This window comes from Burkholderia sp. 22PA0099, from assembly GCF_047497165.1.
Taxonomy (GTDB): Bacteria; Pseudomonadota; Gammaproteobacteria; order Burkholderiales; family Burkholderiaceae; genus Burkholderia.
Map to the genome: position 1 here is coordinate 580,383 of NZ_CP163165.1, position 19,272 is coordinate 599,654.

Here is a 19,272-nt window from a genome sequence, read left to right on the forward strand (position 1 = left end):
TCCCGAGCGGTAGGAGGGGTTTTACAGCTTCTTGTCCTTGACCTGCTGGACGATCCAGTCGAGCACCGGCGCCGTGCCTTCGATGCTGCCCGTGTACGACGGCCCCGACTTGTACTTGCCCTGGATCACGACCGTCGGCACGCCGTCGATCGCATAGCTCTTGGCCAGTTCGCCGGCCTGCTTGACCTGGCCTTGCACGCTGAACGAGTTGTAGGTGGCCAGATACTTCTGCTTGTCGATGCCTTGCGTGGCCAGGAAATCGGCCTGCGCCTGCGGCGTCAGCAGATAGTTCTTTTCCTTGTGGATGGCGTTGAATACGGCCGGCGTGTCCTTCTCGGCCACGCCGAGCGCGTTCAGCGTGTAGTACATCCCCGTGTGCGGCAGGAAATCGTCGCGGAACGCCACCGGCACGCGCTTGAACACGATGTTGTTGCCTTGCTTCTTGACCCACGCCTCGAGCGTCGGCTCGAATTCGTAGCAGTGCGGGCAGCCATACCAGAAGAACTCGATCACTTCGACCTTGCCGGCCGGCGCCGACACCGGCTGCGGCGACTTCATGATTTCGTAGTCCTTGCCGGCGACCGGAGCGGCCGACGCGGCCTGCGCGACGAGGCCCGCCGCGAGACTCAGGGACAGGAACAGCGTGCTGAGCAGTTTTTTCATGTTGGGGTTTCGAACGGTTGCGTGGGGCCGGCCGCGGCCGGCCGGCTTGCTGGCTTACTGTTTCGTGAAGCGGATCACCGCGGTATCGACACCGGCATCGGACAGCCGCTGGCGGGCGGAGTTCATCTCGTCGAACTTGTTGAACGGGCCGACCCGCACGCGATAGTACGTGACGCCGCTGACATCGCGCTTGGAGACCTTCGACTCGAAGCCCTGGAAGCCGAGGCGCGCGCGCTGCTGCTCGGCGTCGGATTCGGTCTTGTAGGCGCCCACTTGCAGGAAGTAGCCGCTGTTGGCGTCGGCCGGGTTGGCGGCGGACGGCGTCGAGCCGGCCTTCGGCGGCTGCTGTTGGGCGGTTTTCGGCGCTTGCGTGCCCGTGCTGCTGCCCGGGTTGGCGGCCGTGGCCGGCGCTTGCGGCTTCTTCGCGGGCGGCGGCGTGACCGGGTTGTTGTCGGCCGGCTTCGGCGCGACGGCCACGCCGTTGCTGTCCGACGAGGACGAACCGCTGTTCGTGCCCGGCACTTCGACGATCTGCGGCTCGGGCAGCAGCGGCGGCTGGGTCTGGTTCGCGGCTTGGCCCGGCGCGGTGTTCGGCGGGGCCGGCTGGGCGGCTTGCGGCGTGACCGGCTGGCCCGGCGTCTTGCCTTGCAGCGCGCGGTTCGGATCGAATTGCGGCTGGCTGGCGCCGCTGTCGGCGGGCGGCGCCACCTTCGACACGAACGGCGACGGCGCGCGCGTGATGTAGAGCGCCACCACCACGGCGATCGCGAGGCCGACAATCAGGCCCAGCACGATGCCAAGAAAGGTTCCCCCGGCTTGTTTCGACGGTTTCGACGTGCGGCGCGGTTTTGCCATTGCTTGAGTCACCTGCTAAAAGAAGTCGTGAAACGGGATGGGTGGCGCGGCCGCGCGAGCGCACGGCCGCCGATGCCGGCCCGGTGCTTACATCTTGTTCGGCGACGACACGCCGAGCACCGCGAGGCCGTTCGCCAGCACCTGGCGCGTCGCGGCCAGCAGCGCGATGCGTGCGGTACGCTGCGCTTCGTCGTCGACCAGAACGCGCTCCGCATTGTAGAACGAGTGAAACTCGCCCGCGAGGTCGCGCAGGTAGAACGCGACCGCGTGCGGGGCCAGCTCGCCGGCCGCGTGCGTCAGCATGTCGGGGAATTCCGCCAGCTTCTGCAGCAGCGACATGGCGGCCTTGCTGTCGAGCAGGGAGAGATCCGCGCTGCCGAGGATCGACTCGTCGGCGCCATGACGCGATTTCCACTCGTTCAGCACCGAGCAGATCCGCGCATGCGCGTACTGCACGTAATACACCGGGTTCTCGTCGTTCTGCTTCAGCGCCAGGTCGATATCGAACACGAATTCCGTGTCAGCCTTGCGAGAGATGAGGAAGAAGCGCACGGCATCGCGGCCGCGCGTGATGGTGGCTTCGTCGAGCTGCTCGGGGGAGGTTTCCGAGCCCGGCGACGCGCCGCCCGACCATTCGATCAGGTCGCGCACCGTCACGTAGCTGCCGGCGCGCTTCGAGATCTTCACTTCCTGGCCGTCGCGCATCACCGTGACCATCTTGTGCAGCACGTAGTCGGGATAGCCCTTCGGGATGCCGAGGTGCAGGCCCTGCAGGCCGGCGCGCACGCGCGCGATGGTGCCGTGGTGGTCCGAGCCCTGGATGTTGATGACCTTGGTGAAGCCGCGCTGCCACTTGGCGACGTGGTAGGCGACATCCGGCACGAAGTACGTGTAGGTGCCGTCGGTCTTGCGCATCACGCGGTCCTTGTCGTCGCCTTCGTCGGTCGTGCGCAGCCACAGCGCGCCTTCCTGCTCGTAGGTCATGCCGGCATCGACCAGCGCCTTCACCGTGCTCTCGACGCGGCCTTCCTGATACAGCGACGATTCGAGGTAGTACTGATCGAAACGCACGCCGAACGCCTTCAGGTCGATATCCTGCTCGCGGCGCAGGTAGGTGACCGCGAACTTGCGGATCGCCTCGATATCCTCGATGTCGCCCTTGCCGGTGACCGGCTCGCCGTCGCTGGCCTCGACGGTGGCGCCGGCCAGGTATTCGCGGGCGATGTCGGCAATGTATTCGCCGTTGTAGGCCGCTTCGGGCCAATCGGCGTCGCCCGGCTTCAGGCCGCGCGCGCGGCACTGCGTGGACAGCGCCAGGTTGCCGATCTGCACGCCGGCGTCGTTGTAGTAGAACTCGCGGTGCACCGCGTAGCCCTGGGTGGCCAGCACGTTGGCCAGCACGTCGCCGAGCGCGGCCTGGCGGCCGTGGCCGACGTGCAGCGGGCCGGTGGGGTTGGCGGAGACGAATTCGAGCAGCACGCGGCGGCCGGCATCGTGTTCCGAGCGGCCGAAGGCCTCGCGCTCGGCGAACACCGCGCCGATCACGGCCTGCTTCGAGGCGGCGGAGAGGCGCAGGTTGATGAAGCCGGGGCCGGCGATTTCCGCGGCCTCGACCAGCCCGGCCGCGGCCGGATGCGTGCCGATGGCGGCGACGATCTTCTCGGCCAGTTGGCGCGGATTGGTGCCGAGCGGCTTGGCGAGCTGCATCGCGACGTTGCAGGCCGCGTCGCCGTGCGCGGCGGCCTTCGGGCGCTCCAGCGTGATCGCGGGCGTGACGAAGGCGGCTTCGGCGTCGCCTTTCAAGGCCTGGACGACCTGCGTCACGCAATCGGCGAGCAGGGTTTCGAGAATGTGTTTTTGGGCAGGCAGCATGCTGTCGGGAAGGGTCGTTGTCGGCGGCCGCGGGAGGCCGGCCGGCGGCGCGCCCGGCGGCGCGCGTTTCAGGGATCGCTGAATTTTAACAGGTGCTAATATGCCGCTCAGACGCAAAGCGTCGGCGCGACCCATTTACCCCCGCGCCAGCCGGCCGACGAGCCGGCAAGCACAACAAAAGCTGAAAGGATATTGCGATCATGATTACGTTCAAGAGCAAGGCGGCACAGGATCTCGACGTGCTGAAGGACTTCGCGGTGTATGTACTGGGCATCGTCGGCAAGCCGCTCGGCGAGCGCGGTGTGATCACCCACGACGAGCTGGACGGCGCGATCGCGAAGCTCGAGGCGGTGACCGACCAGGCCCGCCGCGCCAGCGCCGAGCACGGTGGCCATTTCCACGAAGAAGATACCGACCACTCCCACCACGAAGTCGCGCCGAGCGTCGCGCAACGCGTGGCGCCGTTCCTCGGCATGCTGCGCGCGGCGAAGGCGCAGAACGCGGACGTGCATTGGGGGTTTTGAGGCGCTTTGCCCGACCTCGCGGGGTGCCCGATGCGGCGCCTCATCCAAACGAAGCCCAGGTTTATCCCTGGGCTTCGTCGTTTACGGCGCGTTTCTCGGTACGTCGCTGGCCTCCCGCCTTGGGTGATGTGCGTGCAATCGCCGCAGATCGTGAAAAATCAGAAGAATCCCATGGAAGTGTGATGCCGAATGTCGAAAGCTCCCGGTCTTGAACGTCAGCCTCGGGAGGCCATCAAGCGTGAAGCGATATATGCTGAAAAAAGGCGACACATCGTCGAGCGGCGGCATCGTCGTCGAGGGTATCGATGGCTGCATGCACGAGGGAACGCCGCTGACCTTCGTCGGGGCGCGGGTTTTCTGCCACGCGTGTCAGTCGGTCGGGACGATCGTCGCGCAAGGGCCGCGCTGGCCTGACCACAAACACGGCAAGGAGCAGGCGCTCGAAGGCGATCGCTGCGTTTGCCAATGCTCGCCGTCGCCGGTCATGGTCGCGTCGCAGAGCGAGCGCTTTCATGAGATGGACGTGCATGCCGTCGCTGCCCTGGGCTACGATGCTGCCGGCCAAGCGACTGCTCCGGCCTATCGCAGCCACCACGACGAGCAGGTGCGGGTTCTGGATATGCGGGGATCCGCCGCCACCGGCGTGCCGTATCATGTCGTCACGATTCACGGCACGGGATCGATTCGCAACGCGCGGCCGGGCTGGATGGCCGTCGAATGACGCCAGCCCGGCCCGGTTCTTACAGCAACGGCGCCAGGGCCCGCCGCGCATCCTTCTCCGACAGCGACATCCGCGCCGCGAAATCGGCCACCTGATCGTTGCCGATCTTGCCGACCGAGAAATACGTGCTGTCGGGGTGCGCCAGATAGAAGCCCGACACGCTCGCCGCCGGCAGCATCGCCAGCGATTCGGTCACGCTCATGCCGATCTCCTCGGCGCGCAGCACGTCGAACATCGCCTGCTTGACGAGGTGGTCCGGGCAGGCCGGGTAGCCCGGCGCCGGGCGGATGCCGGTGTATTTCTCGGCGATCAGGGCTTCGTTGTCGAGCGTCTCGCCGGCCGCGTAACCCCACAGCTCGCGGCGCACGCGCGTGTGCATCGCCTCGGCGAACGCTTCGGCGAAGCGGTCGGCCAGCGCCTTCAGCATGATCGCGCTGTAGTCGTCGTGATCGGCCTCGAACTGCTTTTCCTTCGCCTCGACGCCCAGCCCGGCCGTCACGGCGAACAGGCCGATGTAGTCTGCCACGCCCGATTCCTTCGGCGCGATGAAATCGGCCAGCGAGCGGTTCGGGCGCATCACGCCGTCCACCACCGGGCGCACGCTCTGCTGGCGCAGGTTGCTCCAGCGCATCGCGACTTCGGTGCGGCTGTCGTCGGTGTAGATCTCGATGTCGTCGTCGCCCACGGTGTTGGCCGGCAGCAGCGAGATCACGCCGTTCGCGGTCAGCCAGCGGCCCTGGATCAGGCGCGAGAGCATCGACTTGCCGTCCGAGAACACGCGTCGCGCCGATTCGCCGACGATCTCGTCGTTGAGGATCGCCGGGTACGGGCCGGCCAGGTCCCAGGTCTGGAAGAACGGGGCCCAGTCGATGTAGTTCGCCAGCTCGGCCAGGTCGTAGTTCTTGAACACGCGGCGGCCGATGAACTTCGGCTTGACCGGCGTGTAGCTCGACCAGTCGACCTTGGTCTTGTTGGCGCGCGCCTCGGCCAGCGTGACCATCGGCGTCTGCTTCCGGTTCGCGTGCTGGTCGCGGATGCGGTCGTATTCGCTCTTGAGGTCGTCGAGGTAGCGCGTGGCGCCCTCGTCCGACAGCAGGCTCGACGCCACCGACACCGAGCGCGACGCATCCGGCACGTACACCACCGGGCCTTCGTAATGCGGCGCGATCTTCACGGCGGTGTGCACGCGCGAGGTGGTCGCGCCGCCGATCAGCAGCGGGATCTTCTTCACGCGGAAATAATCGTCGCGCTGCATTTCGGATGCGACGTAGGCCATTTCCTCCAGGCTCGGCGTGATCAGGCCCGACAGGCCGATGATGTCCGCGCCCTCGACCTTCGCCTTCGCGAGGATCTCGTTGCACGGCACCATCACGCCCATGTTGACCACTTCGAAGTTGTTGCACTGGAGCACCACCGACACGATGTTCTTGCCGATGTCGTGCACGTCGCCCTTGACGGTGGCGATCACGATCTTGCCCTTCGCGCGCACGTCGCCGCCCGCTTCCGCGAGCAGGCGCTTTTCTTCCTCGATGAACGGGATCAGGTGCGCCACGGCCTGCTTCATCACGCGCGCCGATTTCACGACCTGCGGCAGGAACATCTTGCCCTGGCCGAACAGGTCGCCCACCACGTTCATGCCGTCCATCAGCGGGCCTTCGATCACGTTGATCGGGCGGCCGCCGGCGGCGTGAATCTTGGCGCGGGATTCTTCGGTGTCCTCGACGATGAAGTTCGTGATGCCGTGCACCAGCGCATGCGCGAGCCGTTTCTCGACCGGCTGGTTGCGCCATTCGAGGTTTTCTTCCTTCTTCGCGGCGCCCGTCTTGAACTTGTCGGCCACTTCGAGCAGGCGGTCGGTGGCGTCGTCGCGGCGGTTCAGCACCACGTCTTCCACGCGCTCGCGCAGGTCGGCGTCGAGATCGGCGTACACGCCGAGCTGGCCCGCGTTGACGATGCCCATGTCCATGCCGGCCTGGATCGCGTGATACAGGAACACGGTGTGGATCGCCTCGCGCACCGGATCGTTGCCGCGGAACGAGAACGACACGTTCGACACGCCGCCGCTGATCTTCGCGTACGGCAGGTTCTGCTTGATCCAGCGGGTGGCTTCGATGAAGTCGACCGCGTAGTTGTTGTGCTCCTCGATGCCCGTGGCGACCGCGAAGATGTTCGGGTCGAAGATGATGTCCTCGGGCGGGAAGCCGCATTCCTCCACCAGCACCTGGTACGAGCGCGTGCAGATTTCGGTCTTGCGCTCGTAGGTATCGGCCTGGCCGGTTTCGTCGAACGCCATCACCACGGCGGCCGCGCCGTAGCGGCGGATCAGTTTCGCGTGGTGGATGAACGGTTCCTTGCCTTCCTTCAGCGAAATCGAGTTGACGATCGCCTTGCCCTGCACGCATTTCAGGCCGGCCTCGATCACGTCCCACTTCGACGAATCGATCATGATCGGCACGCGCGCGATGTCCGGCTCGGACGCGATCAGATTCAGGAAGCGGACCATCGCCGCCTTCGAATCGAGCATCGCCTCGTCCATGTTGATGTCGATCACCTGCGCGCCGTTCTCGACCTGCTGGCGCGCGACCGCGAGCGCCTCGTCGAACTGGCCGTTCAGGATCATCCGCGCGAACGCCTTCGAGCCGGTCACGTTGGTGCGTTCGCCGACGTTGATGAAGAGGGTGCCCTGGGTGACGTTGAACGGCTCGAGGCCGGCAAGTCGCATGGTGTGGTCGGTCATGGCGGTGCGGGTGCGTATCGTAGGGGGCGCGGTTCGGCGCCCGCGCATCAGGCGGCGCGGGCGGGGGCGAGGGCGTGACTCAGGCGGCTTCGTCTTCGCTGTAATGCGTCGGCCAGCGGCGCGGCTTCACGTCGGCCAGCGCCTTGGCGATTTCGGCGATGTGCGCCGGCGTGGTGCCGCAGCAGCCGCCGGCCAGGTTCACGAGGCCGGCCTGCGCGAACTCGCGCAGCAGGCTCGAGGTGACGTCGGGCGTTTCGTCGAAGCCGGTGTCGGCCATCGGGTTCGGCAGGCCCGCGTTCGGGTAGCAGGACACGTAGGTGTCGCACAGCTTGGCCAGCTCGGCGATGTACGGGCGCATCAGCGCCGCGCCGAGCGCGCAGTTCAGGCCGAACGTGAGCGGGCGCACGTGGCGCAGCGAATTCCAGAACGCCTCGACGGTCTGGCCCGACAGGATGCGGCCGGATGCGTCGGTGACGGTGCCCGAGATCATGATCGGCAGCAGCTCGCCGGTGTCCTCGAACAACTGGTCGAGCGCGAACAGCGCGGCCTTCGCGTTCAGCGTGTCGAAGATCGTTTCGACCAGGAACAGGTCCACGCCGCCGTCGAGCAGCGCCTTGGCCTGCTGATAGTACGCATCGCGCAGTTCGTCGTAGGTGACGTTGCGCGCGCCCGGATCGTTGACGTCGGGCGAGATGCTGGCCGTTTTCGGCGTCGGGCCGATTGCGCCCGCAACGAAACGCGGCTTGTCCGGCGTCGAGTACTTGAGCGCGGCCTCACGGGCGAGACGCGCCGATTCGACGTTCATTTCCACGACGAGATGCTCCATCTCGTAGTCGGCCTGCGCGACGGTGGTGGCGCCGAACGTGTTGGTTTCGACGATGTCGGCGCCGGCCGCGAAGTATTGATCGTGGATCTCGCGGATCGTGTCGGGCTGCGTCAGCGACAGCAGCTCGTTGTTGCCCTTGATGTCGCGATGGAAATCGGCGAAGCGCGGGCCACGATAGGCGGCTTCGTCGTATTTGTATTGCTGGATCATCGTGCCCATCGCGCCATCGAGGATCAGGATCCGGCTTTGCAGCAGCGCGGGCAGGTCGGCGCCGCGCGTGTAGGGCGCGGCGGGGGCGAGACGGATGGACGGCTTGGTCGGCATGGCGAGCGGGCGGCGATGTCGGGAAAACCGCCATTGTAGCGGGTGCGCGGCTGCGCCGCCCGGCGTGGCGGACAATTGCGCGCCCAATGAAAACCCCCGCGCGGCAAGCCGGGCGGGGGTTCGGTCGTGCAGTGCGGAGGCGCGGGGCAGGCGGGAGAGTGCGGCCGCCCGGCCCGGCATCCGTCGCGCGCCGCCTTGGCGGCGCGCGAACCGGCTAGTGCAGCACCACCGGCTGGGTCATCAGGCTGTCGAACTGGCCGAGGAATTCATCGACTTCGTCGAGCGAGGGCTCGTCCTCGATCAGTTGCCGGACATGGTCGCGGAAACGTGCCGCCAGTTCGCCTTCGATAAAGATCTCGCGCTGCGCATTCTTGTCCACAATCTCGTAGCCGCCCGAATTCATGGCGTGGTGACCGAGCTGCGGAGGAAATTCGACTACGCAGTAGTTGGGGCTGTTGTAGATCATTTGCATGGCGGCACTCCTCTTCGCTGTGGCTTTCAGGCCGAATGCTCCAAAGATGGGGCGGGCCTGGCCGGTTTCAAGGGGTTGGCGCTGCACGCCCGCGTGTGGCTTTGGGCGCAATCGGTTAGAGACCGATTTCGATGAAACGTTTCCGATTCTCCTCTCGTCTGCGAGTCACGTTGCAAAACATTGTCAACAGTGTGTCGCAAGTTTACCGGGAAGCAAAAAAACTTGTGGGTCGGTCGAAATTACCGGGATGGGGAGGCGGGCGTGGAGGCCGGTGCGGCGGCGGGCGGGGCTTCGGTGGCGGAGGTCATCGATGCCGGCGACGCAGCCGATGTGGGCGACGCAGCCGAGGCGACTGGCGAGTCGGATGCGGCCGACGCCGGTTCCGGGGCCGAAGCCGGTTCGGCATCCGCCGCCGCCGATTCGTCATACCCGAGCCCGATCGTCGGCGCGCCGCGCCCCTGCCACAACAGTTCGATCTCGGTGCCGTTCGGCTCGGTCTGCACGAGCCGCACCGGCAGCCAGTCGAGCGACGGCGCGAGCCAGATGTCGATGCGACGCGTATCGCCCGCGCGCCGCGGCAGGCGGCGGAAGTGGCGCGTTTCGAGCGACGTGGTGGCGGTGCGGATGGTTTCGTCGCCGATCGTCACGATGGGCCAGGTTTCGCCGCTGTTGTTGTCGATCACGAAGAATTCGCGCGCGACGCCCGGCTTGTAGACATCCGGCGCGCCGTGCACGAGGCCGGACAACTGCATCAGCAGGCTGAAGCGGTCCTGTGTGCCGTCGGCGAGCTTGAGCGAATCGGGCGTGCGCGTGAACACGATCTGCCTGGTCTGACGATTGAAGATCGCGATGTCGGCCGGGCGGCGGCCGCGCTGCTCGGTGTAGCGGTCGGGCGCGACGCCGAACGCGTCGAAGCGGCCGAGGCTCTCGTACACGTAGGGGCCGACGAACGGCACGGGGATCTCGATGCGCTGACGGTAGCGGCTGCCGTCGTTGACCCAGTGGATCGTCGCGGTGCCGTTCAGGTTGCCGTTGAAGTACGCGCCGTAGCGCAGGTCGCCCGATGGCGGCGGCACGAACTTCGCGCCCGGCGCAGCAGTGGGCGCGGCTACGGCGGCGCTGGCGGCACTGGCGGCCGAGGCGCCGGTGCCCGAGCCGCTCGCGGCGGTGCCCGGTGCGGCAGGCGTGGCAGACGCAGTGGTGATGGGCGAGGGCTGCGCGGTGGTCAATACCGGCGCGTCGTCGTGCGCCGGCGCGGGTGCGGGTTTTGCCGCCTTGGCTGGCGCGGGTCGGGCTGCCGGTTGCGGCGCCGGCTTGGGCGCCCGCTCGATCGGCTGGGGTTTCAGCAATTCGACTTCGACGGGCGTGTCGTCGCGCGCGTCGGGGTTGGCGGGCGCGCGATAGCCGGCGAACCACAGGCCCGCCAGCGCGTGCAGCAGCACCACCAGCGCGAGCGTCAGCACGATGCGCAGCGTGTGGCGCGGCTTCGGGCGTGACGAGTCGGACGGGAACGGAGCGGGCATCGATCGGGAGCGGGTTGGTTGCGGAAGGGATGAATGGGATGAACGGCGGTACGGCAGCGAGCGCGGGAGCAAGCGGCGTGCCTCGCAGGCTCGGGCCGGGCGGGCCTGTTGCCTGCCGATCGGACAGCGCATCGCGACGATCGTTCGCCGACCCGCCCGCGCAGGTGATTCAGCGCAAGCCGGGCTCAAGCCTCGCGCGGCGTCGCGCTGTAACCGATTTCGTACGACAGCTTCTGCGCGCATTCGCGCAACGCGAGATCGATCTCGCCGCCCCACGCCACATCGAATCCGCCGTCGTGACCCAGCGCGATCAGGCCGAGCGACAACTCGCCGAGCGAATCGAACACCGGCATGCAGAACGCGTGGATGGTGGGCAGCAGCACGCCCTGCACGCGCGCGGCCTGATGGGTGCGCACGTCGGCCAGCAGCGCCTCGACCTCGGCCATCGTGCGCGGGCCCTCGCGATGCGCGGCGCGGCGTGCGTCGGCCAGTTCGCGCTCCATCATCGCGCCGGTCTTGCCGCGCGGCAGGTAGGCGGCGAACAGCAGGCCGGTGGCCGAGCCGAGCAACGGCATGACGTCGCCGAGCTTCAGCGACGCCTTGGCCGGATGGCTCGATTCCATCCAGTGCACCACGGTCGGCCCCTGGTTGCCCCACACGGCGATGCCGACCGTCAGGTCGCGTTCGTCGCGCAATGCGGCGAGCGCCACGCGCGCGAGCTTCACGCCGTCGACGCGCGCAAGCCGCGCCAACCCCAACTGCAACGCGAAGCCGCCGAGTTCGTAGCGCCCCGAGACGGGATCCTGCGCGACCACGCCGAGCCGCTGGAAGCTGACCAGATAGCGATGCGCCTTGGCCGGGCTCATCTGCGCGCGCTGCGCGAGGTCGCGCAGCATCATCGCGCGCGGCTCCTGCGTCAGCACGTCGAGCAGCCGGAAGCCGACCTCGATCGACTGGATGCCGGAGCGGACTTTTTCCTCGGCGGGGTCGTCGGTCAGGTCGTCGTGGTCGGACATGGGCAGCGTGCAGGGCGAAAAGAGGGAGAAGGGGGAGAATGCGGGGCAGGCACGGCGCGCCCGGCGGGCTGGCCGCGCGGGCTTCGCCGCACAGATTCACCATCGTAAAATAGATTCCCTCCATCGTCACTACACGGTATCCAGCACCATGAAACTCGCTTCGCTGAAGGACGGCACGCGCGACGGCCAATTGATCGTGGTGTCCCGCGACCTGCAAACGGCCGCGATCGCCGACACGATCGTGCCGACGCTGCAGCGCGCGCTCGACGACTGGGCGTTCCACGCGGCGCAGCTTCGCGAACTGTACGACGCGCTCAACCACGGCCGCGCCCGTCGCGCGTTCGCGTTCGAGCCCGCCGACTGCATGGCGCCGCTGCCGCGCGCCTACCAGTGGGCCGACGGCTCGGCCTACCTCAATCACGTCGAGCTGGTGCGCCGCGCGCGCGGCGCCGAGATGCCGCCCGAATTCCACACCGATCCGCTGATGTACCAGGGCGGCAGCGACGATTTCCTCGGCGCGCACGACGACATTGTTTGCGCGTCGGAGGAATGGGGCATCGATTTCGAGGCCGAGGTCGCGGTGGTGACGGGCGACGTGCCGATGGGCACGCGTGCCGACGAAGCGCTCAAGAGCGTGCGGCTCGTGATGCTCGTCAACGATGTCTCGCTGCGCAACCTGATTCCGGCCGAACTCTCGAAGGGCTTCGGCTTCTTCCAGAGCAAGCCGTCGACGGCGTTCTCGCCGGTGGCGGTCACGCCCGACGAACTCGGCGAGCACTGGCGCGAAGGCCGCGTCGATCGGCCTCTGCTGGTGAGCTGGAACGGCAAGCGCGTCGGCCAGCCCGAGGCCGGCGTGGACATGGCGTTTCACTTTGGGCAACTGATCGCGCACGCGGCGAAGACACGCAACCTGCGCGCGGGCGCGATCGTCGGCTCGGGCACCGTCTCGAACCGCGATGCGAAGCGCGGCTATTGCTGCATCGCCGAGAAACGTTGCCTGGAGACCATCGAGCACGGCGCGCCGCAAACCGACTTCATGCGCTACGGCGACCGCGTGCGCATCGAGATGCTCGACGCGGCGGGCAAGTCGATCTTCGGCGCGATCGAACAGGCCGTGTCGCCGCTCGACGGGCAGGCCTGAGGGCCGCCGCGCCCGCCAGCGGGTGCGTAAACCCCGGCCCGCGCGGCCGCTCACGCTGCATCCATGCGCGCTATGATCGAAACTTGCGCGCGCGTGCGCCGCTGGTTTTCATCGAACCCGTCACGAAGGATGGTTGCATGACCGATATGCCCGGCTCCAATCCGTTTTCCGGTTTCGCAGGTTTCAACCCGTCCGAGATGCTCGACCGGATGTGGGACATGATGCGGATGTCGCCGTTCGGCGCGGGCGTCGGCGCGGCCACGCCGCCCGGCATGCCGCCGTCGCTGTCGGCGATGTCGGACATGATGTCGCCGCTGTCGAGCGTCGAGGAACTCGACAAGCGCATCACCGATCTGCGTGCCGTCGAACAGTGGCTGAAGCTCAACCTCGGCATGCTGCAATCGGCGATCCAGGCGCTCGAGGTGCAGCGCGCGACGCTGGCCACGCTGCGTGCGTTCGGTGCGCTCGCGCAGGAATCGATGGCGGCGGCCGAGGCGGCCGTCGCGAAGGATGCGCCCGAGCCGCCGCCGGCCGCGCGGCCGTGGGGCGCGCCGCCGCCGAAACCGGCGGCCGAAGCCGAACCGGCCGCTCAGGCCGATTCGGCCGCCGAAGGCGCGACGCCGGGGGCGGTGCCCGGTGCGGAGGCCTTCGATCCGTCCAACTGGTGGAACCTGCTGCAATCCCAATTCAATCAGATCGCCAGTTTCGCGGCGTCCCAGCCGGGTGCCGCCGCGGCGCCGTTCTCGCCCGCCGCTTTCACTGCCGCCGCCGGCCAGGCCGCCGCACCTGCCGGTCCGGCCAAGGCGGCGGGGCCGGCCAAGGCGGCGCCCGCCTCGCCCGCGCGCAAGCCCGTCACGCGCCGCGCCGCGCCGGCCAAGCCGCGTGCGGCCGCCGCAGCGTCGAGCGCGGCCCCCGACGACGCACCGCCGCCCGCGTCGAAACCCGCTCGCAAACGGAGCGTCTGATGCGCTCCGCGCTGATCGACTGAGGCGCCGATGCGGCTCGCGCTCGTGCTGATGGGAGGCGGCGCGCGTGCCGCTTATCAGGCCGGCGTGCTCGCCGCGCTGGCCGAGATCGCGCGCGAGGCCGAACCGGCGCGCCGCGACTTGCCGTTCTCGATCGTCTGCGGCTCGTCGGCCGGCGCGATCAACGCCGCCGCCGTCGCCAGCCACGCCGACGATTTCCCGCACGGCGCGGGCCGCCTGCTCGCGTTCTGGGAGCACCTGCGCGCCGAGATGATCTACCGCACCGACTGGCTCGGCGTGGCCGGCGCCGGGGCGCGCTGGCTGGCCGCGATGAGCATCGGCTGGGCCGCGCACCAGTCGCCGCGCGGCTTGCTCGACAACGTGCCGCTCGCGCATCTGCTGCAGCGCGAACTGAACGTGCACCGGATCAACCAGATGCTCGGCACGCGCCGGCTGCATGCGCTGTCGGTCACGGCGCTCAGTTATACGAGCGGCCGGCATCTGACGTTCTACGCGGGCAGCGAGCCGATCCATGCATGGCGGCGCGCGCAGCGTACGGCGCGGATGGTCGATCTGTCGGCCGCGCATCTGCTCGCTTCGTCGGCGATCCCGTTCGTGTTTCCGGCGGTGCCGCTCGTGATCGATGGCCGCGTCGAGTATTTCGGCGATGGTTCGATCCGCCAGATCGCGCCGCTGTCGCCGGCGATCCATTTCGGCGCCGATCGCATCGTGGTGGTGGGGGCGGCCGCCGCGCGGCCCGAGGTGCCGGTGGCGAACGGCGAGATCGCGCATACGCATGGCTATCCGTCGCTCGCGCAGATCGGCCAGCAGGTGCTGGCGAGCGTGTTTCTCGATTCGATCGGCACCGACATCGAGCGGATCGAGCACATCAACCGCGTGGTCGAGCACCTGCCGCGCCAGGTCGAGCCGGAAAGCGGCTGGCGGCATGTGGATGTGCTCGCGATCGCGCCATCCGAGCGCATCGAGTTGATCGCAGCCAAGCATCTACGGCGACTGCCCGCCACGGTGCGCGCGCTGCTCGGCGGCATCGGCGGCAATCGGCCGGCCGGCGCGTCGTTCGCCAGCTATCTCTTGTTCGAGGCCGAATTCACGCGCGAGCTGATCGCGCTCGGGCGCGCCGACGCGATGCGCCAGCGCGACACGCTGGCCGCGTGGATCGCCTCGGCCGGTGCGCAGAACGGCGGCGCGGCGCCCGGCATCGGCAGGTCGGCCGCCAGCCGCGCAGGGTCGCCTTTCGTCACACCAATCGGTTCGATATCCGAACGAAATCCCGGCCCGCGCGAGGGCCGATAGCGGCGTGTGCGGGGTGTCTTTTTAGCGACTCTTTGCCGCATCCATGTCGCGGATCCGTCACAGGTGCGTGCTATCATCGCCGACGCCGAAATCATCCAGACGGGTGCTGGCGGCGCGATCCGTCCCTGACGCTTGCGCGCACGGTCCCGACAACGACAGCCGGCCTTGAGCCGGCCTTCTCTCAGGGTGCGTGCGAAGCTCGATGGGTTCGGGCGTCGCACGTATCGCCCCACAAGCGGTTGCGCTGCCGCAAATAAATGTGCCGATGCGCTTGCATCCGGCGCTCGGTTTAGCGCGTAAAATTACCGTTTCGTCAGGTGAGCGTCCGAATTGTGGTCGCTCGGCCCAACAGTCACGTTTTGAAGTCGCATTGCGCAACAGGGGTGGGACCATGAACACCATGCTTTATCCGGAACTCTACAAATCGCTCGAAGCCGTCCGCTGGGACATGGAGAAGGACATCCCTTGGGATCGGTTCGACGCGTCGCTGCTGACCGACGAGCAGGCCAAGACGATCAAGATGAACGCGATCACCGAATGGTCGGCATTGCCCGCCACGGAGATGTTCCTGCGCGACAACCATCACGACAGCGATTTCTCGGCCTTCATGAGCGTCTGGTTTTTCGAGGAGCAGAAGCATTCGCTGGTGCTGATGGAATACCTGCGCCGCTTCAAGCCGGAAATGATGCCGACCGAAGCAGAACTGCACGCGGTGCGCTTCGAGTTCGATCCGGCGCCGCCGCTCGAAACGCTGATGCTGCACTTCTGCGGCGAAATTCGTCTGAATCACTGGTATCGCCGTGCCGCCGAATGGCACACGGAGCCGGTCATCAAGCACATCTACGAAACGATCTCGCGCGATGAAGCGCGTCATGGTGGCGCCTATCTGCGCTACATGAAGAAGGCGATGGTGAACTGCGGCGACGTCGCGCGTTCGGCATTCGCGAAGATCGGCGTGCTGATGGCGTCGGCGCGTCGTACCGAAAAGCCGCTGCACCCGACCAACCTGCACGTGAATCAGGCGCTGTTCCCGCGCGACACGATCCAGTCGCGGCTGCCCGATCCGGAATGGCTCGAGCGCTGGCTCGACGAGCAGATCCGCTTCGACGGCGATTGGGAAAAGAAGGTGGTCGACCGTATCCTGCACAACCTGTCGATCCTGTTCGAGCGCACGTTCGCGACGGCGCAGGAATTGAATCGGTATCGCAAGGAAGTCACGGCTCGCCTGCAAACGCCAACGCCCGACGCCGGCGCGACGCAAGCCGCCTGACGCGGCGCCGTTCGCCGCCCGCCAAGGCTGCCAAGCCCGCCATTTCGCGCGGGCTTTTTTTATTCTTCCGCTGACCGGAGCCGAAATCCCGATGCCCGCCGCCTTCGAACGCAAATTCATCACCCGCGAGGCGCTTGCCGCGCTGCGCCCCACGCTGAACGCGCCCGTCGTGTTCACCAACGGCGTGTTCGACATCCTGCACCGCGGCCACGTCACCTATCTGGCCGATGCGAAGGCGCTCGGTGCGTGCCTGATCGTCGGCGTGAACAGCGATGCGTCGGTGCGCATGCTCGGCAAGGGCGACGATCGCCCGATCAACCGTCAGGAAGATCGCATGGCGTTGCTGGCCGCGCTCGAGTGCGTGGATTGGGTGGTGGGTTTCGAAGACAAGACGCCGATCGACCTGATCGCGGCGGTGCGGCCCGACATCCTCGTGAAGGGCGGCGATTACGACATGGATGCGCTGCCGGAATCGGCGCTCGTACGCGGCTGGGGCGGCACGGCGCTGGCGATTCCGTTCGAGTTCGAGCGCTCGACCACCTCGCTGCTGAAGAAGGTGCGCGCGCACCAGGCTTGAGTCCGGAGCGCGCAGCGCGTCAGGCGTGAGGGGCGGAGGCGGCGGACGTGGCAGGGGCAGCCGACGTGGCGGCGCTCGCGGCGGGCGCCGATGCGGCATCCGACGCGCCCGTCGCCGTCGCGGAAGCCGCTTCTGCAGACGATGCCCCGAGCAACATCGATTCGACCGACGGCGAGGCAATCGGCCCGCCCACGGCCGGCGCTTCGGCGGCCTGCACGGTAGCGGCGACGCGCAGCGCCTGCGGGTGCACCTGCTGCGTCAGATGAGACGGCTCGCGCGGCCCGGCCGCCGGTTGCGGACCGAACAGGCCTTGCTGCGCCGCCAGGGCGATCAGATTGGCCACCACCAAAATCGAGATAATCCAACGTAGCATCGCCCCAGCTCTCCTTCGACCGTCAGTCGTTCGTGTGCCCGGCCCAGTCCCGCGCCCGGCATGTTCCGCATGGCTCCGTGTTGCTCGATATTGCTTGGTATTGTCTGCTGCTAGTTGCTGTTGCTTGGGTCCTGCTTGCCCGGTGAATCGTCCGCGCGGTGGCCCGGTCAGGCCGTGCCGCGTTGTTGCGGCGTGGCGCAGGCTTCCGCAGCGATTCTCGCCAGCCCCGACAGTACCAGCGCATCGTGCCGTGTGTGCGGCACCGTCAGCGCCTGCGCGACGGCGTCGGCGGCGCCGCCCGACAGCAGCAGCCGCACCGGCTGCGCGCCATCGTTCGACAGGTCGCGCCAGGCGCGTTCGATCAGCCCGGCTTGCGCATACAGGCAGCCGGCCGACAGCGAATGTGCCGTGTCGACGGCGAACGGCAGGCGGCCCGGCGCACTGCCGAGTTCGCCGACGAGGCGCTGCGCCGTGTCGGTCGACAGCGTCGGCAACTGCGCGGTGTGCTGGCCGAGCGCGCGCATCATCAGCGCCCAGCCCGGCGCGATCAGGCCGCCGGTGAAATGGCCGTCGGCGTTCAGCGATTCGAGCGTGGTGGCGGTGCCGAACGTGGCGATCAGCAGCGCCTCGCCCGGATAGGCCGCGCGCGCGCCGATCAGGCCGCACCAGCGGTCGCTGCCCAGTTGCGACGGCGTGGCATAGCCGTTGGTCACGCCGCATTGCGCCTCGCGCGCCGCGACGCGCGTGCGCGGCAGGCCGGGCCAGCGCGCCTCGATCAGCGCGTCGATGCGCGCGCCGAGCGCCGCGCCGGCCACGTTCGAAACCCACGCGCCGCGCGGTGCGGGATGCCCGGGCCAGGCGGGAATCGCCGCCGCATCGACCGGCGCGGCCACCGTGGCCTCCGAGGTTGTGTCGGCTTCGCTCGCATGGTCGAACGCCGCCGTCGCGACGATCCGGCCGCCCGCGTCGGCGAGCGCCCATTTGATCCGGCTGTTGCCCGCGTCGACGAGCAGCGCCAGTTCGCTCATGGCGCGACCTCGCCACCGATGCCGCCATGGCCCACGGCACCCACCTCACCCGATGCGCGCAGCGAAATGTCGCCGGCCGCGATCGCGCGTTCGCCGTCGGGCGTGTCGAGCAGCAACTGGCCGGTTTCGTCGATGCCGATGGCGATGCCGCGCGCCACTTCCCGGCCCTGTTCGAGCAGCACCACCTCGCGGCCCGCATGCGCGTGCAGCGCGGCCCAGCGTTGCCGGAACGGCGCGAGGCCGGCCGCCGAGAAATGTTCGAGCGCGGTGGCGAGCGGGTCGAGCACGGCGGCCAGCGTATCGGTGAGGTTCGCCGACGGGCAGGCGGCCGACAGCGCGGCGGGCGGCAACGCGCCGGCCAGCGCCGCGTCGCGCGCGCGCAGCGCATCGACTTCGGCGGCCACGGCTTCGGCGCCGCGCACGTTGATGCCGAAGCCGATCACGATGGCGGTGGCGTCGGCGGTATTCCAGACGGTTTCGACGAGAATCCCGCCGAGCTTGCCGAGCGGCGTGTCGCGGTCGGTCAGCAGCAGGTCGTTCGGCCATTTGAGGCGCACGCGCTGGCCGCGCAGCGGCAGCGTGCCGAGGCCCTCGGCGAGCGCGACGCCCACCGCGAGGCTCAGGCCGGCCAGCGCATCGACCGGGCGCGGCAGCACGCAGCCGACCGAGCACAGCAGCGCGTTGCCGGGCAACGCGAACCACGGGCGGCCCTGGCGGCCGCGGCCGGCGGTCTGTTCGTAGGCCACGCGCACGATCGGCCTGGGCAGCGCGGCGCGCGTGCGCGGCAGCGTCTTGAGGTGCGCGGCGAGGTCGGCGTTGGTCGAGCCGGTGGCGTCGACGATGTCGAGCGGCCAGGGTTCGGGGGCCGAGGCGGGAAGCGCGTGCGCACGCGCCGGATCGATCCGCGCGTCGTCGGGAAGGGGCGTGGAGGCTGTCATGGCGGCTATTGTACGAGAGCCGGCGCGCACGGGATCGATCCGGCGCGTGTCGCGCCGACGGCGCCGACCCAGGCGGATGACGGGGTGCCGGCGCACGCGGCGAGGCGGGCGGGCCGAGGGTGATCCGGCGCGC

General features: G+C 68.3%; 18 protein-coding genes. 7 read left to right on the forward strand and 11 right to left on the reverse strand.

Going from position 1 to position 19,272, the window contains the following annotated elements; all coding sequences use genetic code 11:
- Positions 1-21 precede the first annotated feature (21 nt).
- From AB4851_RS17850 to argS, 3 genes are all read right to left on the reverse strand, one after another.
- Complete coding sequence (locus AB4851_RS17850; RefSeq protein WP_414450902.1) at positions 22-663, reverse strand: thiol:disulfide interchange protein DsbA/DsbL; 642 nt, start codon at positions 661-663, stop codon at positions 22-24.
- A 54-nt stretch (positions 664-717) separates the two neighbouring features.
- Positions 718-1,518, reverse strand: a complete 801-nt coding sequence (locus tag AB4851_RS17855; RefSeq protein WP_414450903.1) for an SPOR domain-containing protein — start codon at positions 1,516-1,518, stop codon at positions 718-720.
- Between the two features lie 87 nt (positions 1,519-1,605).
- Positions 1,606-3,390 (reverse strand): arginine--tRNA ligase, encoded by a 1,785-nt coding sequence (gene argS / locus AB4851_RS17860; RefSeq protein WP_414450904.1) that lies wholly within the window; start codon positions 3,388-3,390, stop codon positions 1,606-1,608.
- Between the two features lie 200 nt (positions 3,391-3,590).
- Here argS and AB4851_RS17865 point away from each other — a divergent pair, with 200 nt between their 5' ends.
- The gene (locus AB4851_RS17865) at positions 3,591-3,914 is read left to right on the forward strand and encodes a DUF1840 domain-containing protein (RefSeq protein WP_414443215.1); all 324 of its coding nucleotides are present in this window, start codon (positions 3,591-3,593) and stop codon (positions 3,912-3,914) included.
- Between the two features lie 250 nt (positions 3,915-4,164).
- The gene (locus AB4851_RS17870; RefSeq protein WP_414450905.1) at positions 4,165-4,635 is read left to right on the forward strand and encodes a PAAR domain-containing protein; all 471 of its coding nucleotides are present in this window, start codon (positions 4,165-4,167) and stop codon (positions 4,633-4,635) included.
- A gap of 19 nt (positions 4,636-4,654) precedes the next feature.
- Here AB4851_RS17870 and metH read toward each other — a convergent pair whose 3' ends face one another.
- The 5 genes from metH to AB4851_RS17895 all read right to left on the reverse strand — a co-directional run bounded on the left by metH (position 4,655) and on the right by AB4851_RS17895 (position 11,533).
- Positions 4,655-7,372 carry a methionine synthase gene (gene metH, locus AB4851_RS17875; RefSeq protein ID WP_414450906.1) on the reverse strand — a complete coding sequence of 906 codons (2,718 nt, stop codon included), beginning with the start codon at positions 7,370-7,372 and terminating at the stop codon, positions 4,655-4,657.
- A 79-nt stretch (positions 7,373-7,451) separates the two neighbouring features.
- Positions 7,452-8,522 carry a homocysteine S-methyltransferase family protein gene (locus AB4851_RS17880; protein ID WP_414443211.1) on the reverse strand — a complete coding sequence of 357 codons (1,071 nt, stop codon included), beginning with the start codon at positions 8,520-8,522 and terminating at the stop codon, positions 7,452-7,454.
- Between the two features lie 214 nt (positions 8,523-8,736).
- Positions 8,737-8,994 carry a DUF3567 domain-containing protein gene (locus tag AB4851_RS17885; RefSeq protein ID WP_206127732.1) on the reverse strand — a complete coding sequence of 86 codons (258 nt, stop codon included), beginning with the start codon at positions 8,992-8,994 and terminating at the stop codon, positions 8,737-8,739.
- Between the two features lie 239 nt (positions 8,995-9,233).
- Positions 9,234-10,517: a DUF3108 domain-containing protein gene (locus AB4851_RS17890; RefSeq protein ID WP_414450907.1), complete on the reverse strand. Its 1,284-nt coding sequence runs from the start codon at positions 10,515-10,517 to the stop codon at positions 9,234-9,236.
- Between the two features lie 185 nt (positions 10,518-10,702).
- Positions 10,703-11,533, reverse strand: a complete 831-nt coding sequence (locus AB4851_RS17895) for an IclR family transcriptional regulator (protein ID WP_414450908.1) — start codon at positions 11,531-11,533, stop codon at positions 10,703-10,705.
- Positions 11,534-11,681: 148 nt separating this feature from the next.
- Here AB4851_RS17895 and AB4851_RS17900 point away from each other — a divergent pair, with 148 nt between their 5' ends.
- From AB4851_RS17900 to rfaE2, 5 genes are all read left to right on the forward strand, one after another.
- Entirely contained in the window at positions 11,682-12,674 is a 993-nt protein-coding gene (locus AB4851_RS17900) for a fumarylacetoacetate hydrolase family protein (protein WP_414443208.1), read from the forward strand.
- Between the two features lie 137 nt (positions 12,675-12,811).
- The gene (locus AB4851_RS17905) at positions 12,812-13,639 is read left to right on the forward strand and encodes a PhaM family polyhydroxyalkanoate granule multifunctional regulatory protein (RefSeq protein ID WP_414450909.1); all 828 of its coding nucleotides are present in this window, start codon (positions 12,812-12,814) and stop codon (positions 13,637-13,639) included.
- Between the two features lie 30 nt (positions 13,640-13,669).
- Entirely contained in the window at positions 13,670-14,953 is a 1,284-nt protein-coding gene (locus AB4851_RS17910; protein ID WP_414450910.1) for a patatin-like phospholipase family protein, read from the forward strand.
- A gap of 400 nt (positions 14,954-15,353) precedes the next feature.
- Positions 15,354-16,223 carry a ferritin-like domain-containing protein gene (locus tag AB4851_RS17915; RefSeq protein WP_414445667.1) on the forward strand — a complete coding sequence of 290 codons (870 nt, stop codon included), beginning with the start codon at positions 15,354-15,356 and terminating at the stop codon, positions 16,221-16,223.
- A 91-nt stretch (positions 16,224-16,314) separates the two neighbouring features.
- A complete protein-coding gene (gene rfaE2, locus AB4851_RS17920; RefSeq protein ID WP_414450911.1) occupies positions 16,315-16,800 on the forward strand; it encodes a D-glycero-beta-D-manno-heptose 1-phosphate adenylyltransferase in 486 nt (161 codons plus the stop codon).
- Positions 16,801-16,819: 19 nt separating this feature from the next.
- Here the strand turns inward: rfaE2 and AB4851_RS17925 are convergent, their stop codons facing one another.
- From AB4851_RS17925 to AB4851_RS17935, 3 genes are all read right to left on the reverse strand, one after another.
- Complete coding sequence (locus tag AB4851_RS17925) at positions 16,820-17,173, reverse strand: hypothetical protein (RefSeq protein WP_414450912.1); 354 nt, start codon at positions 17,171-17,173, stop codon at positions 16,820-16,822.
- Positions 17,174-17,340: 167 nt separating this feature from the next.
- On the reverse strand, positions 17,341-18,201 hold the full coding sequence (locus AB4851_RS17930) for a type III pantothenate kinase (RefSeq protein WP_414450913.1): 861 nt from the start codon (positions 18,199-18,201) through the stop codon (positions 17,341-17,343).
- The gene (locus AB4851_RS17935) at positions 18,198-19,139 is read right to left on the reverse strand and encodes a biotin--[acetyl-CoA-carboxylase] ligase (RefSeq protein WP_414450914.1); all 942 of its coding nucleotides are present in this window, start codon (positions 19,137-19,139) and stop codon (positions 18,198-18,200) included. Before AB4851_RS17935 ends, AB4851_RS17930 begins: the two co-directional genes overlap by 4 nt.
- Between the last annotated feature and the right edge of the window lie 133 nt (positions 19,140-19,272).

What these genes read in the sequence shown, in the direction of transcription:
- AB4851_RS17900 (WP_414443208.1), top strand. Translation starts at nt 11,682, where the DNA reads ATGAAACTCGCTTCGCTGAAGGACGGCACGCGCGACGGCCAATTGATC.
- AB4851_RS17870 (WP_414450905.1), top strand. Translation starts at nt 4,165, where the DNA reads ATGCTGAAAAAAGGCGACACATCGTCGAGCGGCGGCATCGTCGTCGAG.
- AB4851_RS17905 (WP_414450909.1), top strand. Translation starts at nt 12,812, where the DNA reads ATGACCGATATGCCCGGCTCCAATCCGTTTTCCGGTTTCGCAGGTTTC.
- AB4851_RS17885 (WP_206127732.1), bottom strand. Translation starts at nt 8,994, where the DNA reads ATGCAAATGATCTACAACAGCCCCAACTACTGCGTAGTCGAATTTCCT.
- AB4851_RS17915 (WP_414445667.1), top strand. Translation starts at nt 15,354, where the DNA reads ATGCTTTATCCGGAACTCTACAAATCGCTCGAAGCCGTCCGCTGGGAC.
- AB4851_RS17925 (WP_414450912.1), bottom strand. Translation starts at nt 17,173, where the DNA reads ATGCTACGTTGGATTATCTCGATTTTGGTGGTGGCCAATCTGATCGCC.
- AB4851_RS17935 (WP_414450914.1), bottom strand. Translation starts at nt 19,139, where the DNA reads ATGACAGCCTCCACGCCCCTTCCCGACGACGCGCGGATCGATCCGGCG.
- metH (WP_414450906.1), bottom strand. Translation starts at nt 7,372, where the DNA reads ATGACCGACCACACCATGCGACTTGCCGGCCTCGAGCCGTTCAACGTC.
- AB4851_RS17895 (WP_414450908.1), bottom strand. Translation starts at nt 11,533, where the DNA reads ATGTCCGACCACGACGACCTGACCGACGACCCCGCCGAGGAAAAAGTC.
- AB4851_RS17930 (WP_414450913.1), bottom strand. Translation starts at nt 18,201, where the DNA reads ATGAGCGAACTGGCGCTGCTCGTCGACGCGGGCAACAGCCGGATCAAA.
- AB4851_RS17850 (WP_414450902.1), bottom strand. Translation starts at nt 663, where the DNA reads ATGAAAAAACTGCTCAGCACGCTGTTCCTGTCCCTGAGTCTCGCGGCG.
- AB4851_RS17865 (WP_414443215.1), top strand. Translation starts at nt 3,591, where the DNA reads ATGATTACGTTCAAGAGCAAGGCGGCACAGGATCTCGACGTGCTGAAG.
- AB4851_RS17910 (WP_414450910.1), top strand. Translation starts at nt 13,670, where the DNA reads ATGCGGCTCGCGCTCGTGCTGATGGGAGGCGGCGCGCGTGCCGCTTAT.
- argS (WP_414450904.1), bottom strand. Translation starts at nt 3,390, where the DNA reads ATGCTGCCTGCCCAAAAACACATTCTCGAAACCCTGCTCGCCGATTGC.
- rfaE2 (WP_414450911.1), top strand. Translation starts at nt 16,315, where the DNA reads ATGCCCGCCGCCTTCGAACGCAAATTCATCACCCGCGAGGCGCTTGCC.
- AB4851_RS17880 (WP_414443211.1), bottom strand. Translation starts at nt 8,522, where the DNA reads ATGCCGACCAAGCCGTCCATCCGTCTCGCCCCCGCCGCGCCCTACACG.
- AB4851_RS17855 (WP_414450903.1), bottom strand. Translation starts at nt 1,518, where the DNA reads ATGGCAAAACCGCGCCGCACGTCGAAACCGTCGAAACAAGCCGGGGGA.
- AB4851_RS17890 (WP_414450907.1), bottom strand. Translation starts at nt 10,517, where the DNA reads ATGCCCGCTCCGTTCCCGTCCGACTCGTCACGCCCGAAGCCGCGCCAC.